We start from the raw sequence: 17,393 nt of genomic DNA, 5'->3' as shown, positions 1-17,393 counted from the left end.
CGTCTTATGAACAGCAGGAAAGAGAAGGAAATGGGAACCTTTGGGAAGAAGCTTCCGGCAGTTAGCGGTCTTAGTGTTGCAGCCCTTACTTTCGTGCTGAACCTCTTTGCCTATACCGCCAGAGAAGCCAATAGCATTGGGTATTTTTACCTGGGCTATCTCCTGCTTCTCGTTCTTCTGACCTTTCTAGGCTTGGGGTTTCTCTTTTGCCTGGCCGCCAGAAGAAAAGCTTATGCAAAACAGATGTTCTGGTCTTTGGTCTTTGCCCTCAAGGCGTTTATCGCTGTGCATCTGCTCTGGTATATGCTTACCACTTATCTTGACCTGATATCGGCTTAACTGTTTTGGGCCTGTTTTCAGAAAACCAGCCCCAAAACGGCTCAGTCTGAGAAAGCAAGTATCAACGTTCTACCGCTAAAAAATCTCATGCAGTTCCTGCTTCAGGAACTGGAGCGACTGCGCAGTTGGGTCCATCTCATTGTGCAGCACATTCTCCAGCACGCGTTTGGCCAATTCTGTTCCCCTTGCCTCAGGCGCCAGCCGCTGAAAACACTGGTTGATCATGGTGACCACGTCTTCCTTGGCTTTTTTCACCTGCTGCCACGCCACCTCGCTCATGTACAGCTGCTGCGACAGGTTGTGCGTGTACTCTGCCCTGATCTCCTGCAGAAGCTGCGCCTGGTACTCAACCGCAGACAGCCCAGACGGACTTACCCTGATCAGGAGGTTGCTGGGGGTGATGCGCTCCAGAAAAAGAATAATGCGCTCGTACGCCTGCAGCCTGATGGGCAGTATAACCTCGCTGTTCTTGAGCCGTACCTCCAGCAGCCGTTTGCGGTAATCGCGCTCCAGGTATTTTTGCGTGAGCACATACATGCCCGCGCCTACCAGTAAAGCCGGCAGGGTGCTTATCAATACCCACAGAACCAGGGTCGCAGTATCAGGTGTAGTCATCATTCAAAGAGGTAAGCTCAGCAATACGTTAAAGCAGACGGCGGTGGCGTCTGCTTGGTTTGGTAAATATCGGTAAAAAAATCATGTGGCCCTGGCTGAATCATTTCTACAGTTTTTCGGTTACTAATAGTATAGCGCCAATCTTTAGAAACAGTCTAGTTTTTAGTAACTTTGTAGCGCAAACCCCACTACTATGGAAAGCACAACCGTAAAAAAAGCCCCGATCTCCCTCACTGAGCGTGCGCTGCACGAGGTGAAGGCAATCATGAACGATAAAAATGTACCCACCGAATACGGGTTACGCATTGGTGTACAAGGTGGCGGCTGCTCTGGCATGTCGTACCTGCTGGGCTTTGACAAGGCCAAAGACGCCGATGAGATTTTTGAACTGGAGGGTGTCCAGCTCATCATGGACAAGAAGCACGCCATGTATGTCTTAGGGATGGAAGTTGATTTCCAGGATGGCCTCAATGCCCGTGGCTTCATCTTCAACAACCCTCAGGCGAAGAGCACCTGCGGCTGCGGAAGCTCTTTTTCAGCGTAACACTTCCTTTCTTTTATACCTGCAAAAGGCCTGCTTTGAAAGCAGGCCTTTTGTTTTTTGTGTTGAGCATTTGATAATGGTCTTCTTTTGAAGTCTGCTTTGGGGATTGCTGCTGCTGCTGCTGCTGCAATACGTGGCCTGCTGCTCCTCTGCTGTATTGCTGCAGTGGCAGTGGCAATGCGTAGTCTGCTGTTCCCTTGGCTTTGGCGTTTGACGCAGGGCCGCACTCACTGAGTTGTTTCATCTTTTCCGGTAAGCGCTCACGGCCGCGGGGCCCGTCCTGGCGATGAGCACTGCTGTTAAAACTACGCCTTTGGCGTTGCCTTCGGCACCGTATGAACAGAGGCGCTCACCCCCAGGACTGGTTTCGGTTCCTTTCCTGATCAGCCTTACTTGCTCTGTCTGTTTCAGTAGGTAACTACTGCTGATCCGCTAGCCTGAGGCGAGCCCGTGCTGCGCACATCAGCCAGGGGCAGAAGTGTTGATGGTTCATGGTTCATTGTTGCTTGCCTGTTGCGAATGGTTTCCCACATCACGCGCTGGCGCGAGTCTCCAGACGCGTACCTATAGATGAGGGCGGTCTCTGGCTGCTCTCGCGGCGGGGCGGCGAAACCAGGCATTGCTGCTTCGTGCGTATTGAATCCTTAAGGGGGCAAAGAAGAGACTCAGAACTCAAGACTCATAACTCAGGACTAACTTTGTTACTCCCCCTTTGAAGGGGGCGAAGGGGGATGTTGACACCTGCCGGTCCACGCATGCCAGAGGGACTTTAACCCGCCACTTGCTCCACGCAGGTCTGATACTCCCCTCCCGGGAGGGGTAGGGGTGGGTTACATACGCCTGCCACTGCAATACTGCCGCTCAAAAGACCTCGTAGCGTCCGGAGGACCTGCGAGCGTCTCTACCAACTTCTGTTTCCGGGCTATTTTTTCCAAAACTGCCCGAAAACAGAACCTGGGCAGTTGGCTCTAAAGAAAAACTAATACGTCCTTGTCATGGTTTCGGGCACGGCTAACACCACATCTGCCCGCTGCAGGTGCTCTTTTTCCAGCTTCTCCAGTTGCGGCTGCAGAACGGTGGTGACGGTCTTGATTTTCAATTCGGGCCGAAGGCGCTTCAGATACCAGAGAATGCCTTCGTGGTGGTCTGAGTGGTAGGCGCCGTTGAGGTGGAGCAGGTGCTGCCCTGTTTTCAGGTTCTTGCTGATAAAATGGGCCATGGTGGCATCTTTCAGAGCCTGGGCTTCCACTATTTTAGTTGAGCCCGCCGCCGAGGCGCCGTGGGTGTCACTGCCAAACATGCTGAGCATGCGCTTGTAGGCCGGCAGTTCCAGGTCAACCGTAATGGGGAGCAAAGGCAGCCATTGTTTTTCAGAGGGCGGCAGCGCGTCTAAACCCTGCAGGCTTTCTTTGGCCACTATGCGGGCAGAACGGCGGGGCGCGTTGGTAGCAATTACTTGTAGCCCTTTCGCTTTGGCGAAAAGCAGCACCGGCTTGTAATCAGTGGCAAAATTGGGCCAGGCGCGGCTGGTTTGGGTGAAGGAAGGCTCATCAACCAGGCCCAGCAGAAAGGAATCAACCGCAGCCTGGGTGTCGGCTTCCCACATTTCAGTGCCTAGCACGAGCTGCCGGCCGTGCTGCTGGTAGAGGTCTTTGGCCAGCTCCAGCTGAAGCCAATGGGCAATGGGGTCGTTGTGCTGTTCCCCAAAAAACACCACATCGGCGGCAGCCAGTTCTTTGAGCATCTTCCCGTAGTCTATCACTTTGCCAGAGCCGGTGAAAAGGCGGTAAGCAGGTTTGTCCATGGTAAAAGAGCTTAAAAGGATGAACGCGGCCAAGGCCGAAAATATCTTCTTCATGTTTTGGAGCAGTTTTCCGGAAAAGAGGCGAAAAACAGAAAGTAAGTAGGCTTAGAAGCTTCTAAATCTGAGAAACAGCAGGATAACGGCAGAGGCAAACGCAGAGAGAGCAACAGCTTTACTTCTATTCAATTGTCTGCATAAATCCTGACCCGTCACGTTGGATATACATGCTGCGGGGGCATCCGTTTCATATTTGAGGCTAACCAGTACATTCACATAAGCAAAGGCTTCAATACATGATGCTAGGAACAGGAGCACAAGGAGATATTTGCACCACTTCGTTTTTAAGAACCCAGCCATAGAACCACTGCATTAGCCTTTATAGAACAACCACCTAGACAGTTCCTTATAGGTAATCTTCTTGCCGTACATGAGTATACCCACGCGGTAGATGCGGGCCGCCACCCAGATGGTACCAATAAAACCTGCTACCAGCAGAAACATAGACAACGCCAGTTCCCAGGCCGGCACGCCAAACGGAAGCCGCAGCATCATGACCACCGGCGAGGTGAACGGAATCATGGACATCCAGAAGGCTACCGCGCCGTTGGGGTCTTTCATGATGATGGTCTGCGCCACCACAAACGACAGAATGAGCGGAATGGTGATGGGCAGCATGAACTGCTGGCTGTCGGTTTCAGAGTCAACGGCCGCGCCCACGGCCCCGAACAACGCACCGTACAGCAAGTAACCGCCCAGGAAATAGAACAGGAAGCCGCCCACCAGCAAAGGCACGTTCAGGCTCTCTAACCCGCTCATGATGTCATGTACCTCCTGCGCCTGCGACATATCTTGCGGGTTTTGCATGGTCTGCATGGTTTGCGAGAAGCGGTCTTGGGAAAAGCGCTCCAGGTCAAACGCAGAAGACACGCCCACATAAATAGCAGAGGTAAGCACAATCCAGAGCAGGAACTGCGTGAGACCCACTGCCGCAATGCCCATGATTTTGCCCGCCATGAGCTGGAACGGTTTCACTGAAGACACCATCACCTCCAGAATTCGGCTGGTTTTCTCTTCAATGACCCCGCGCATGATTTGGGCACCGTACAGGAAGATGAAGAGGTAAATCAGGAACGCCCCTATAAAACCGGCAATGGAGGTCACGCCCGCGTTGCTGCTCCTCTCGCCTTCGGCGCTCAGGTTCACGGTTCTGATGTTGACCTTGGTTTTGATTTGGTCCAGTACCTGCTGATTGATGCCTGATTTATTGAATTTGATGGCCTCAATCTCCTGCTTTACCTGTTTCTCCAGAGAGGAGATAACCGTGATGCTCGCGCTTTTCTGGGAGAAGAGCTGAATGCCTTCGGGTTTATCTAAGTCCAGCTTGGGAATATAGAGCAGCGCCGCGTCTTCGGTTTTAAGATAGTCGGCCTTGGCCTTTTCCAGGGGGCCGCCCACGGTTACATATTTGAATTCGTCTGTAGACGTGAATTTACCGGCCAGAAAACCGCTCTCATCCAGCACCTGAATGGTTTTGGTGTCATCAGACATCATCATAATGCCAATGGGCACCACCATGACCAACGCCATGAGCAGCGGCCCCAGAATGGTCATGACAATGAAGCTTTTCTTGCGCACGCGCACCAGGTACTCGCGCTGAAACACTAGCCAAATCTTATCCATGGGTGGGTTGGGTTACGGTCTGTACAAAAATGTCATGAATGCTGGGCACTTTCTCCTGCAGCAGGTGCACCTCTACGCGCTCAATCAGGTACCGGAGCAAATCATTGGGGCCGGTGTTGTTCTCCAATTGGATTTCAGCTTTAAACTCGTTGCCCTGCTGGGTTTGCTGCAGCACCTTGAAATCTGGCGAGGTGATGAGCAGTTTCCCCAGCCCTTCTACGTGGTAGGTCTGCGCCCGAAACCGCGCCCGCACCTCTTTCACGCTCCCTGACAGCACAATCTGCGACCGGTTAATCAGCACAATGTCATCACACAGCTGCTCCACAGATTCCATTCTGTGCGTGGAGAAAATAATGGTGCAGCCCTGCTCCCGTAGTTTCAGGATTTCATCTTTGATGATGTTGGCATTCACCGGGTCAAACCCCGAAAAAGGTTCGTCCAGAATCAGCAGTTTGGGCTCATGCAGCACGCAGGAGATAAACTGCACTTTCTGCTGCATGCCTTTTGACAGGTCTTCCACGTTCTTGTTGAGCCAGGTTTTCAAATCCAGCCGGTCGGCCCAGGCCTTTATTTTCACGGTGGCCTCCTCCTTGGTCAATCCGCGCAGGCGGGCCAGATACAGGAGCTGCTCGCCTACTTTCATCTTCTTGTACAGACCGCGCTCCTCAGGCAAATAGCCAATCTGTTTCACGTGGTTGGGTTGCAGCGGCTGTCCCTCAAACAGCACCTGCCCCTCGTCCGGACCGGTGATTTGGGTGATGATTCTGATGAGCGAGGTCTTGCCCGCGCCGTTGGGTCCCAGCAGCCCGAAGATGCTGCCTTTGGGCACGTCAAACGAGACTTGGTTCAGGGCCTGGTGCGCCTCATAGCGTTTGCTTACGCCTTGTATTTGCAGAATTGGTGGCAAGGGTTTCACAGTTAGTTTGCGTTGGATAAAGCTACGCGAAAGACTTTGCCCGTGCAAACTGGTGTTGTTGCGTTTTTGGCCTGCTTTTGGGAAAACAGGCCGAAAACGGAAAGGCCTGGCTCCTTCATGTTTGAGCGCAGCGGTAACTTGGCAGGGAATATGGTCACCAGTTTGTAACTGGCGGAATTGGATTTCTATGAATGCAAATCGCCAGTTGAAAACTGGCCGTATCATAAACCACAAGTTACGCTAGCGCTAAACTTGCGGCAGGGAAATTAGTTAGGTAACGGCGGCCGTTGGCATAGACGCTCGCAGGTCCTCCGGACGCTACGAGGTCTTTGGAGTGGACGGTTTTGTGTTTCGGCCTGGTTATAAACAGACATGTAGCGTCGTTACCCTGTAACGACGCAGTTCCTCGCAGCAGTAAAAGTGCCCATTCTTGTGAACCTGACCTGCAAAAGTAGGACCAGCTGTGTGGCACAATTAGGGCAAACAGAGAAGATAGTGTTTCATAGAGCCACGTCGTTACAGGGTAACGACGCTACATGTTGATTAAACTAAAACAGAAATGCCTGACTTCCTTCTCGGAAATCAGGCATTTTCAGATTTATCTAATCTCAGAACTCTGGACTCAAGACTCAGAACTCTCAGTTTAACTCCTTATTGAAAGTACTCCTTCATTTTCTCGAAGAAGCCTTTCTCGTTCTTGCCGGGGTTGGGCGTGAAATTCTGGGAATCACGCAGTCTTTCCAAGATTTGGCGTTCCTCGGCGTTCACGTTCTTAGGCGTCCAGACGTTGATGTGAATGAGTTGGTCACCGCGGCCGTAACCGTTGATGTCTGGAATTCCTTTTCCGCGCAGGCGCAGGATTTTACCGGACTGGGTGCCGGGGTCAATCTTGATTTTCACCTTGCCTTCAATGGTTGGCACCTCCACACTAGCACCTAACGTAGCGTCTACAAAGCTCACGTACTGCTCAAACATGACGTTGTTGCCGTCGCGGCGAAGGGTTGGGTGGTGTTCCTCTTCAATCTGAATGAGCAAGTCACCTGGGATTCCGCCGCGCTCCGGTACGTTGCCTTTGCCGCTCATGGAAAGCTGCATGCCATCGGCTACGCCGGCGGGCACGTTGATAGAGATGACCTCCTCGCGCAGCTGACGGCCTTCACCGTGGCAGGCGTCGCATTTCTGAGTCACCATCTTGCCTTCGCCGTGGCAGGTAGGGCAGGTGCTGCTGGAGACCATTTGGCCCAGCATAGTGTTCACCACGCGTTTCACCTGGCCCTGGCCCTGACAGGTACCGCAAGTTTGCAAAGAAGACCCGTTCTTAGAACCGTTACCGTCGCAGACCTGGCAAGACTCGTAGCGCTTCACTTTGATTTTCTTCTCAACGCCTTTGGCGACTTCCTCCAGGTTGAGTTTGAGCTTAATGCGCAGGTTACTGCCTTTGCGCATGCGTTTGCCGCCGCGCTGGCCTCCACCCCCGAAGAAGCTTTCAAAACCGCCGCCTCCGCCGCCGAAGATGTCACCGAACTGGGAGAAGATGTCTTCCATGTTCATGCCGCCACCGCCACCGAAGCCGCCGCCGTTCACGCCCTGGTGCCCGAACTGGTCGTAGCGCTGGCGCTTCTGCTCGTCGCTCAGAACCTCGTAGGCCTCTGCGGCTTCCTTGAACTTGTCCTCGGCGGATGGGTCGTCTGGGTTCTTGTCAGGGTGATACTTGATGGCGATTTTGCGGTACGCCTTCTTTATCTCGTCCTGCGAGGCCCCTTTGGCTACGCCCAGTATTTCGTAATAGTCTCTTTTGGTTGCCATGGTCTTATGCTCCAATCACCACTTTGGCAAAGCGAACCACTTTGTCATTGAGGTAATATCCTTTCTCTACTTGGTCAATCACTTTTCCCTTCATGTCTTCACTTGGAGCCGGAATCTGCGTGATGGCCTCGTGCACATCGGCGTCAAACGGTTGGCCAACGGCCTCCATGGCCTTCAGCCCCTTATGCTGCAACAGGCTCTGGAACTTGTTGAAAATCAGCTCCACGCCTTCGCGCACCGCGTTCACGTCTTGCGCGTCTTTCATGGCCGCCTGCGCACGCTCCAAATCGTCCAGCACCGGAATCAGGGCCACCATCAGCTCCTGGTTGGCGGTCTTGAACAGTTCCAGGCGCTCTTTAGAGGTGCGGCGTCTGAAGTTGTCAAACTCGGCCTGCAGCCGAAGGTATTTGTCCCGCAACTCGTCCAGTTCGGCAGAGCCGTTTTCAGAAGTTTTAGTTTCGCCTTCTGTTTCCTCGCCCTGTCCTTCTGCCTGCCCGGCCGCCGGTTGCTCAGAGGCGGTTTGCTCGGTTGCCTCCTGGTTCTCAGGCTGTAAATTCTCTTGTTCCGGAGTATTTTGTTCAGCTGTGGTACTCATATATCTTTTTACTCTTTTCAGATGTTGATGCTTCTAACTCGTGCCTCATTCTTGGCAACAATTTTGCCAAACCGGCTTTTATGCCAAAGTGGCATTTTCGGGCAAATTCTCCGCCCCTTGCGAATGACAGGACTGACAGAGACCTCACCCCCGGCCCCTCTCCCACGGAGAGGGGAGTTTTGGTTTTGGGGCTGTTTTTCTGAAAATAGCCCCAAAACGCAAATAGAAACTTCCTTTTTCCGCTGCCGCGGGTTATGCCAGTTAAAACTGCCAATCATTTCCCCCTCAAGTTACCCATGTGCTTAAACCTGAAAGAAGTACTTGCCAACCGTCTACTGCGGAGTTCCTTCTCTCTTTGGGAGAAGGTTAGGATGAGGGTAATAATCAGGTTCAAGTTGCAAATGCACAAGCAAAGCAGAGACAAGGGCTTCAGTTCTCGTTTCTTTTTTACCCAAGAACTACTGCTGCCCCCTCACCCTCCAGGGAGAGGGAATGCCGCTTTCCTGTTTTGGGCCTGTTTTGGTGAAAACAGGCCCAAAACTAATTTACCGCGTTTCTCCTAGGGTAATTTTGCTGCCGCAAGTTTAGCGACAGCGTAACTTGTGGCTAAGGGTGATGCCAGTTTTCAACTGGCGACTTACATTCCCCAATCCCTACTTCCGCCAGTTGAAACTGGCAGTCATACTCCCTCCAAGTTACCGCTGCGCTCAAACTTGAAGGAGGGCTTTTCCGTTTTGGGGCTGATTTCAGAAAAACAGCCCCAAAACAGAAACCTCCCCTCTCCACGGGAGAGGGGCCGGGGGTGAGGTCTTTACGCGGTGTTCAGCGCTTTCCAGATCATGTCTTTGAGTTGGGTGATGTTCTTGTTGGTCATGCTGGAGATGAACACCGTGGACAAATCCTTGGGCAACGTCTCGCGCATTTCGGCCTCCAGCTCGTCATCAATCAAATCTGTTTTGGTGATGGCCAGCAGGCGCTGTTTGTGCAGCAGCTCGGGGTTGTAGGTGCGCAGTTCGTTCACCAGAATCTCGTACTCGGCGGCAATGTCTGGGCTCTCCACCGAAATCATGAACAGCAGAATGGAGTTGCGCTCAATGTGTTTCAAGAACCTGATGCCCAACCCTTTGCCTTCAGACGCGCCCTCAATAATACCGGGAATGTCTGCCATTACAAATGACTTGTAGTCGCGGTACGCCACTACGCCCAGGTTAGGCACCAGCGTGGTGAACGGGTAGTTGGCAATCTTCGCCGCGCGGCCGAAACCACCGACAGCAGCGTGGATTTACCGGCGTTAGGGAACCCTACCAGACCCACATCTGCGAGCAGTTTCAGCTCCAGAACAGTCCATTCCTCCAGGCCGGGCTCGCCGGGTTGGGCGTACATGGGCGTCTGGTTCGTGGGCGACTTGAAATGGGCGTTGCCCAAGCCGCCACGCCCGCCAGGCGTGATGATTTCGGTTTGGCCGTCTTGCGTGATTTCTGCTTTTATTTCACCGGTCTCGGCGTCACGGGCGATGGTGCCGATGGGAACCTCCAGAATGATGTCCTTCCCGAAGGCGCCGCTGGAGTGGCTGGGTCCGCCGTTGCCGCCGTTCTCGGCAATCACGTGCTTCTGGTACTGCAGGTGCAGGAGCGTCCAGAGCTGGGCGTTGCCTTTCAGGATGATGTGGCCGCCGCGGCCGCCGTCGCCGCCGTCTGGGCCGCCTTTGGCCGTTTTCTTGTCGCGGTGCAGGTGGGCAGAGCCGCCTCCGCCGTGGCCGGAGCGGCAGCAGATTTTAACGTAATCTATAAAGTTTGATGTTGACACAGCTGGTCTCTTAAATTCTTGTGTGTGACTGGTTTCGGCGCACGCCGAAGGCCCTTCTTTTAACGTTCTGTTTTTGACCTGTTTTCTGAAAAAGAGGCCAAAAACGGGTTTGTTCCTATCAAGGAGTTAGCTCATGAAACGTGAACCTACCCCTCCAAGGAGGGGAATTTTCCTTCCGCATTGCGGATGATGTTGCTCCGCCACTGACGGAAATTGCTTTTTCTCACTGCTCTGTGTTTCCGTCTGCCTCTGTTCTCTCTGCTCTTCCGGATTTGTAATCCGGAAGTCAATATTCTGGGGCGTTGCAATTCCCGTTATTGCAATTTTAATCAGCACGCGCCGCGGATCTCAACTCCGCAAGTACTTAGTTCGGGATTGCAACTCCCGAACAGCAGAGTTGGTGAAAACACCTCAGTAAAAACCCAACCCAATCCTTCCAGAACCAGATTTCCGCTTTGCGGAGGTCATTTTAGGTTTATGCGTTTCCCCTACAGAAGCCCATAACACCCTGCGGGGCAGGAAGATTCGCTCAGGAACTAAAAACCATCTGACAATTTCTTATCAGATGGTTTCTGTGGTTTTATATGGTGCCAGGCTGCTTAAACCGCCTGGCAAGCTTCAATCACTTCGCAGCTTTTGTTGAAGATTTCATCAATCTCGCCAATGCCGTTGATGGCGTAGAATTTGTTCTGCTGGGCGTAGTAGTTGGCCACGGGAGCAGTTTTGGTATTATACTCCACCACGCGCTTCTGAATCAAAACCTCATCGGCGTCATCTGGTCTACCGGAGGTCTGGCCGCGCAGCAAGAGGCGTTTCACCAATTCTTCTTCTGGCACCTCAAGGGCTACCATGCAGCTAATGCCCTGGTCGTACTTTTGGAGCAGTTGGTCCAGCGCCTCGGCCTGGGGCACGGTGCGCGGGAAGCCGTCAAAAATGAAACCGGCGGCGTTGGGGTTCTGGGCCAGCTTAGACTCAATCATGCCAATCACCACCTCATCGGGTACCAGCAAACCAGCATCCATAAGACCTTTCGCCTTGAGTCCTAACTCGGTTCCCTGGGCAATCTCAGAGCGTAACAAATCACCGGTAGAGAGGTGAATGAGTCCGTATTTCTGTATCAGTTTCTGGCTTTGCGTGCCTTTGCCTGCGCCCGGAGGACCGAAGAGTACGATATTCAGCATGGGTATTTGAATTGTGAGATGACAAAAGTAAGAAGAAAATCTTGGAAACCCCAGTTTTTCAGGGCACAAGGTTGCGCCGTCTACTCCTGTTTTGGGGCTGGTTTCCAGAAAACAGCTCCAAAACAGAAACTACATCACCTTGTAGATATCCCGCAGGTTTCGGCCCAGGCCGTTGTAGTCCAGACCGTAGCCCACCACAAAGTCATTGGCAATAGACATGGCCGGGTACTTGATCACGAGGTTGTGCTGCAGGCTCTCTGGTTTGATCAGCAGGGTGGCCACCTCCAGCGAGGCTGGACCTTGCTGGCGCAGCTGCGGCAGCAGCGCCGCCACGGTATGGCCGGTGTCTACAATGTCTTCCAACACCACCACGTGCCGGTCTTTGATGTCTTCGTTCAGGCCCATGATTTCTTTCACGCTGCCGGTGCTCTGCATGTCTGTGTAAGAGGCCAGCCTGATGAACGAAATCTCACAGGGCGTGCTCATCTCTTTCATCAAGTCTGCGGCAAACATGAACGAGCCGTTCAGCACCGCCAGGAACAACGGCCGCTTGCCGCGGTAGTCATGGCTGAGGCGGGCGGCCACAATCTCTACGCTGTGTAGGATTTTACGCTCTGGAAGATAGATACTGAACTGCTTGTCGTGAATGGTTACCGGTGGGTGGTGCATGGGTTGTTTAAGTAGGGAGCATCAAATTTGGGGAATAGAGGGGGAAAATAAAAGTAAAAAGGCCTTTTCTGCCGTGGCAGGTCCAAAAAGGCCGACGGTTTGGCTGGCTGTTTGCCATAAGCTTAACTATTTTCTTTTCTCAGATTCATGGCGCAAGCGTCCGCTTGTGTCCACGCATTTCTTTATTAACTTCATCAAGATTTACTTATTGGAATAACTCCTAATTTTCCGGAAATCTGTTTTCAGCCTGTTTTGGAAAAAATAGCCCAGAAACGGAAAACCTGTGAGGTTTTGGAAGTCTTACAGGTTTGAGTTAAGGCAATGCGTACGGGCACAAGCGGACCCTTGCGCCATGAAAGAGATTGCTTAAATTGATTTGTACAAAAAAGCACGTTCCGTTTTCAGTCTGTTTTTGGAAAAACAGGCCGAAAACGGAACGTGCTGCTGGTAAAAGCTACTAATTCACCTGCTTAGCAGGGACCGGGTACTGGGCAGTGGCCGCTGGCGCAGCTTTCTCCACCCGCTGAATAGCACCTTCCAAATCAGGACGGGTTTCAGGGGCCGGTGGCGGCGTTTCGCGTACCGCAATGTGCGGGGCAATCACCAGTGACACAATAGACATCAGTTTAATCAAGATGTTCATAGACGGGCCGGAGGTATCTTTGAAGGGGTCACCCACGGTGTCTCCGGTTACCGAAGCTTTATGCGGCTCTGAGCCTTTGTACTCCATCACGCCGTTGATCATCACGCCTTTCTCAAATGACTTTTTGGCGTTGTCCCAGGCCCCGCCGCGTTTGACTGGAAAATGGCCATGAGCACGCCGGCCACGGTCACACCCGCCAAAACGCCGCCCAGAATCTCAGCGCTGGACACCTCCTCAAAAACGCCTCTCAACCCGAAGCCAATGATCAGCGGCACTATCAAGGCAATGGCACCGGGCAACATCATTTCCCTGATGGCCGCTTTGGTAGAGATGGCCACGCATTTGTCGTATTCGGGCTTGCCCGTACCTTCCATAATGCCCGGAATCTCCCGGAACTGACGGCGTACTTCTTGCACCATGGCCATGGCCGCCCGGCCCACCGCACTAATGGCCAAGGCCGAAAACACGAACGGAATCATGCCGCCAATGAACAAACCTGCCAACACCGGCGCTTTGTACAAGTCAATGGTGCTGATACCCGAGATACCCACAAACGCCGCAAACAAGGCCAGCGACGTCAAGGCCGCCGAGGCAATGGCAAAGCCTTTGCCCGTGGCGGCGGTGGTATTGCCAACAGCGTCCAGAATATCAGTGCGTTCGCGCACCTCTTTGGGCAGTTCGCTCATTTCGGCAATACCCCCGGCGTTGTCGGCTATGGGCCCAAAGGCGTCAATGGCCAGCTGCATGGCGGTGGTAGCCATCATACCGGCGGCGGCAATGGCCACCCCGTAAAGCCCCGCCACCGAATACGAGAATACAATTCCGGCCGCCAAAACAATAATGGGTAGGGCCGTGCTCATCATGCCCACGCTTAAGCCAGAGATGATGTTGGTAGCCGCCCCCGTAGAGGATTGCTGCACAATGGACATCACTGGCTTCTTGCCCATGGCGGTGTAGTACTCAGTGATGATAGAGATGAGCGTACCCACAATGAGACCAATAATGACCGCCCAGAAAATGCCCATGGAGGTAAACTCATAGCCGCGCAGGTTCAGGGTCTCGGGCATGAGCCAGTCAATCACAAAGTAAGAGGCAATGGCCGTCAAAGCCACTGAAGACCAGTTGCCCATGTTCAGGGCCGCCTGCACGTTTCCGCCTTCGCTCACGCGCACGAACAGCGTGCCTATCATGGAGAAGATAATGCCTAGACCCGCAATGAGCATGGGCAGAATGATGGGCGACAAGCCGCCAAAGTTGTCTGTCACGGTGATTTCACGGCCCAGCACCATGGTGGCTAAGATGGTAGCCACGTACGAGCCGAACAAGTCAGCGCCCATCCCGGCCACGTCGCCCACGTTGTCTCCTACGTTGTCAGCGATGGTGGCGGGGTTGCGGGGGTCGTCTTCGGGGATTCCGGCTTCTACTTTCCCCACCAGGTCAGCGCCCACGTCGGCGGCTTTGGTGTAGATCCCGCCGCCCACCCGGGCGAAGAGGGCAATGCTTTCCGCACCCAGCGAGAAACCGGTGAGCACTTCCAGCGCAATCTCCATCTCCTCACTGCTGGCGCTGCGCCTGAGCGCTGCACAAACCAGTAGTAGAAGGCAATGAACAGGGAGCCAAGGCCCAGCACGGCCAAACCCGCCACGCCCATGCCCATGACCGCGCCGCCGGTAAACGACACATTCAAGGCTCTGGACAAGCTGGTTTTAGCAGCCTGGGCGGTGCGCACGTTGGCTTTGGTGGCAATGCGCATGCCTATGAACCCGGCCAGGGCCGAAAAGATACAACCAATCAGGAAAGCGCCGACAATTATAGGTGAGGACTTCTCCCCTACGTACCCTAAATAGAAAAGAAAAATGGAGGCGATGATGGCAAAGTAGGTGAGCACCTTGTATTCTGCCTTCAGGAAGGCCATGGCCCCCTCCGCAATGTACCGGGCAATGGTGCTCATTTTTTCATCACCGGCATCTTGTTTGGTGACCCACGCTGATTTGATGGCGGTGTACAACAAGGCTACCAGCCCAAAAGCGGGAATGGCGTAGAGAATTGTCTGCATAGAGTAACGGTTTGTTTGTTAGTTGAACGGTTGTAAGCGTACTCGTAAGCTACTTCTGCCCTGCCAATGGCCTAACCCTCTACTTCTCTTTCGCCCGGTTGCCGTTACACAGATGTATAATCTCTGCTGTGTGTTTTTGCTGTTTTTTCAGAAAACAGGCCAAAAACGGGTGGCTTTAAGGCTGCCTTAGATCAAAATAAAAATCAAATCATTAGCAGGAATAAAACTGAATTTAACTCTTAGACCTTACCTAGGTCTGTTGTGCAAGCTAAGGTTTCTCCGCAAAAAAACAAATAGGTTTTATATTCTATACGGCTTCTTCTACAGTTTCTGCATCAGGTGTTTATAGAGGTCTACCATGGCGTATATGTCTTTTTTGTGCACCAGCTCGTCTGGGGAATGCACATTGTCTTCGGGCGCGCCAATAAAGCACCAGTCCCAGGGAATTGGGCCGTAGTGCAGCTCCTTACCGTCTGACCCGCCGACGCTCTCCACCTCTATCTGGTGCGGAATATTCGCCTCTCTGGCCAGTTGGATGATCTTCTGCACAAAGCTCCGGCGCGGAATCAAAGAATCGCGCAGCGAGATGGCCACGCCTTCGCCGGCACGCACCCCCTCGGTGACCCACGTAATATCAGAGATGAGGGCTTGTGTGACGCCATACGTCTCATAAATGTATTTGGCCAGATAGCCCACTGAGCCGCCGCCCGTCTCTTCCCAGCACCCGAAGGCGATAATGCCGTTTTCCAGTGTCTGGGCCACCTGCAGGGCGCTCCAGACGCCCAAGCGGTTGTCCAGGTAACAGCTTTGTACGGTGTCTTCAGTCTCCCGGAAATCACATTTAAAAACCAGCTCGGTGCCCCGCTCAATCTCCCGCTCAAAGTGGTAGCGCAGCTCGTGCTCTTCTTCGTCTACCTCCAGTGTGCACTCAATCTTGCCCTGGCTGTCTTCGCCCACCAGCGTATACCCGGCTTCGGCCACGGGGCCGCCAATCTTTATCAGTTGTTTGCCGTACCGTACCATAAAGCCAATGGAGTCCATGTGGGCAAAGATGACCGTGCGGGGTTCCCCGAAGACTAGCAGCAGACAGTCCTGAAACCCTTTGCCGTGAAGGATTTGGGGCCGGGCTTTCCAGCGCGCCTGCTGCTCCTGCACATGGTGGAGCAGAAACTCTTTCATCTTCACCTCATTGCCTGACGGCGCATGTATCTGGCAGAGCTGGTGCAATAATTCCATAGTTGTTCGTTTTTTCAAAGTAAGGGATTTCTTTTGGGAAGAACTGTGCGTTTTGGGGCTACTTTTGTAAAAACAGGCCGAAAACGGCATACGTATTAGTACGTAAATTGAAACCTACTTTGGGCAACGCTTGTTGTGTGGGCGACCACCGGCCGCGCGTTCACCCATACTTACAACCAGATAACGCGGCTCAGGCAGTTTTAATGAAGTTAATGAAAAAGACCCTTTTCCTGCTCCTCCTGCTCTTAGGTTTCTTTCATGCGAAAGCCCAGGTGCCTGACTCCACCAGACAGGATTCTACCAAACAGATTGACCAGAAACTGCTGGACTCTTTGCAGGCCAGTATTCTGCTGGACTCGGTTGAGATTGTTCCGCAGGCACTGAACATAAAAGGCTGGCTTCTGCTCAATGAAACCATCATGGATGAGCTGAGCGGCGCGGTGGACAACATGTACAACTTCAAGTTTGAGAAGGCGGAGCGGCAGTTCAAATCATTGCGCAGACGCTACCCCAGCCACCCCATGCCGTACTTTCTGCTGGGGCTGAGCAACTGGTGGAAAATGGTGCCCTCTAACATCAATGACACCCGCTTTGACGAGGTCTTTCTGGCGTACATGGACACCACCATTACCCTGGCCGAAGACCTTTATGACAAAGACAACAAGAATTTAGAGGCCGCTTTCTTTTTGTCGGCGGCCAACGGCTTTGGCGCCCGCCTGCACTCTGAGCGCAAGAACTGGCGCAAGGCCGCCATTATGAGCAAAGAAGCCCTGGAATACCTGCAGAAAAGCCGCAAAGCCAACGGCCTGAGTGATGAGTTTCTTTTTGGCGAGGCACTTTTCAACTACTACGCCGTCTGGATTCATGAGCATTATCCGCTGCTGCGGCCGGTTCTCTTCTTCTTCCCCAAAGGCAATAAGAAATTAGGCCTGCAGCAGCTGCAGCAAGTGGCCTTTAACGGGTTTTACACCGGCACAGAGGCCAAGTTTTTTCTGATGAAGATTTATGCCAATGACTCCAGAAACGGGTCGGCGGCCATGGCCTTGTCCCAATACCTGGCCAGCACCTACCCAGACAACCCCTACTTTCAGCGGTTTTACGCCCGCATGGCGTTTTCTGAAGGCAACTTTGGGGTGGCAGAGCAGCTATCCTTGCAAATTCTGGAGAAGATCAACCAGAAGGTATTTGGGTACGAAGCCATCAGTGGCCGCTACGCCAGCTTCTTTTTAGGCTACATTCACCAGCACCGCACCCGGGATTTAGCTAAAGCCAAGGCTTATTACCAACAATGTATTAGCTTTGCTGAGCAGAGTGGGGAGAAAGAATCTGGGTATTACATCTCCTCCTTTGTGAACCTGGCCCGGATCAGTGACAAGGAGAAGAATGTGAAGCAGGCGAAACAGTACTATGAGACCGTGGTCAAGTTATCTGATAGTAAGTCTGCTTCAGAGAAAGAGGCGAGGGCTTATTTGAGGAAGAATAAAAGAGACCAATAAAGGAATA

12 protein-coding genes and 2 pseudogenes are annotated in these 17,393 nt (G+C 52.9%); 3 read left to right on the top strand and 11 right to left on the bottom strand.

What is annotated here, in order from left to right; translation table 11 throughout:
- Positions 1–30 precede the first annotated feature (30 nt).
- On the top strand, positions 31–339 hold the full coding sequence (locus A8O25_RS10270; protein WP_066834398.1) for a hypothetical protein: 309 nt from the start codon (positions 31–33) through the stop codon (positions 337–339).
- A gap of 75 nt (positions 340–414) precedes the next feature.
- Here A8O25_RS10270 and A8O25_RS10265 read toward each other — a convergent pair whose 3' ends face one another.
- Positions 415–957: a DUF7935 family protein gene (locus A8O25_RS10265; protein ID WP_241498990.1), complete on the bottom strand. Its 543-nt coding sequence runs from the start codon at positions 955–957 to the stop codon at positions 415–417.
- A 190-nt stretch (positions 958–1,147) separates the two neighbouring features.
- Between A8O25_RS10265 and A8O25_RS10260 the strand changes: the two genes are divergently transcribed.
- Positions 1,148–1,498: a HesB/IscA family protein gene (locus A8O25_RS10260; RefSeq protein ID WP_066834394.1), complete on the top strand. Its 351-nt coding sequence runs from the start codon at positions 1,148–1,150 to the stop codon at positions 1,496–1,498.
- Between the two features lie 979 nt (positions 1,499–2,477).
- Here A8O25_RS10260 and A8O25_RS10250 read toward each other — a convergent pair.
- The 10 genes and pseudogenes from A8O25_RS10250 to A8O25_RS10195 form a co-directional block, all read right to left on the bottom strand.
- A complete protein-coding gene (locus A8O25_RS10250; protein WP_066834390.1) occupies positions 2,478–3,356 on the bottom strand; it encodes a ChaN family lipoprotein in 879 nt (292 codons plus the stop codon).
- A gap of 315 nt (positions 3,357–3,671) precedes the next feature.
- Entirely contained in the window at positions 3,672–4,982 is a 1,311-nt protein-coding gene (locus tag A8O25_RS10240; protein WP_066834383.1) for an ABC transporter permease, read from the bottom strand.
- Positions 4,975–5,889, bottom strand: a complete 915-nt coding sequence (locus tag A8O25_RS10235) for an ABC transporter ATP-binding protein (protein ID WP_066834456.1) — start codon at positions 5,887–5,889, stop codon at positions 4,975–4,977. The genes A8O25_RS10240 and A8O25_RS10235 overlap by 8 nt, the downstream gene beginning before the upstream one ends.
- Positions 5,890–6,549: 660 nt before the next feature.
- Positions 6,550–7,704, bottom strand: a complete 1,155-nt coding sequence (dnaJ, locus tag A8O25_RS10230; RefSeq protein WP_066834382.1) for a molecular chaperone DnaJ — start codon at positions 7,702–7,704, stop codon at positions 6,550–6,552.
- A gap of 4 nt (positions 7,705–7,708) precedes the next feature.
- Positions 7,709–8,299, bottom strand: coding sequence for a nucleotide exchange factor GrpE (locus A8O25_RS10225; RefSeq protein WP_066834380.1), 591 nt, complete (start codon positions 8,297–8,299; stop codon positions 7,709–7,711).
- An 811-nt stretch (positions 8,300–9,110) separates the two neighbouring features.
- Positions 9,111–10,105: pseudogene (gene obgE, locus A8O25_RS10215) on the bottom strand (GTPase ObgE).
- Positions 10,106–10,704: 599 nt separating this feature from the next.
- Positions 10,705–11,286 (bottom strand): adenylate kinase, encoded by a 582-nt coding sequence (locus tag A8O25_RS10210; protein ID WP_066834376.1) that lies wholly within the window; start codon positions 11,284–11,286, stop codon positions 10,705–10,707.
- Positions 11,287–11,415: 129 nt separating this feature from the next.
- Complete coding sequence (gene hpt, locus A8O25_RS10205) at positions 11,416–11,955, bottom strand: hypoxanthine phosphoribosyltransferase (RefSeq protein ID WP_066834374.1); 540 nt, start codon at positions 11,953–11,955, stop codon at positions 11,416–11,418.
- 457 nt (positions 11,956–12,412) lie between these two features.
- A pseudogene (locus A8O25_RS10200) lies at positions 12,413–14,654 on the bottom strand (sodium-translocating pyrophosphatase).
- Between the two features lie 321 nt (positions 14,655–14,975).
- A complete protein-coding gene (locus A8O25_RS10195) occupies positions 14,976–15,890 on the bottom strand; it encodes a M20/M25/M40 family metallo-hydrolase (protein ID WP_066834372.1) in 915 nt (304 codons plus the stop codon).
- A 212-nt stretch (positions 15,891–16,102) separates the two neighbouring features.
- On the opposite strand from A8O25_RS10195, the gene A8O25_RS10190 reads away from it, so the two are divergent.
- A complete protein-coding gene (locus A8O25_RS10190) occupies positions 16,103–17,386 on the top strand; it encodes a tetratricopeptide repeat protein (protein WP_066834368.1) in 1,284 nt (427 codons plus the stop codon).
- Positions 17,387–17,393 lie beyond the last annotated feature (7 nt).

The sequence above is a fragment of the Rufibacter ruber genome, assembly GCF_001647275.1.
Lineage (GTDB): Bacteria > Bacteroidota > Bacteroidia > Cytophagales > Hymenobacteraceae > Nibribacter > Nibribacter ruber_C.
This window is presented reverse-complemented; position numbering and strand designations above follow the sequence as displayed.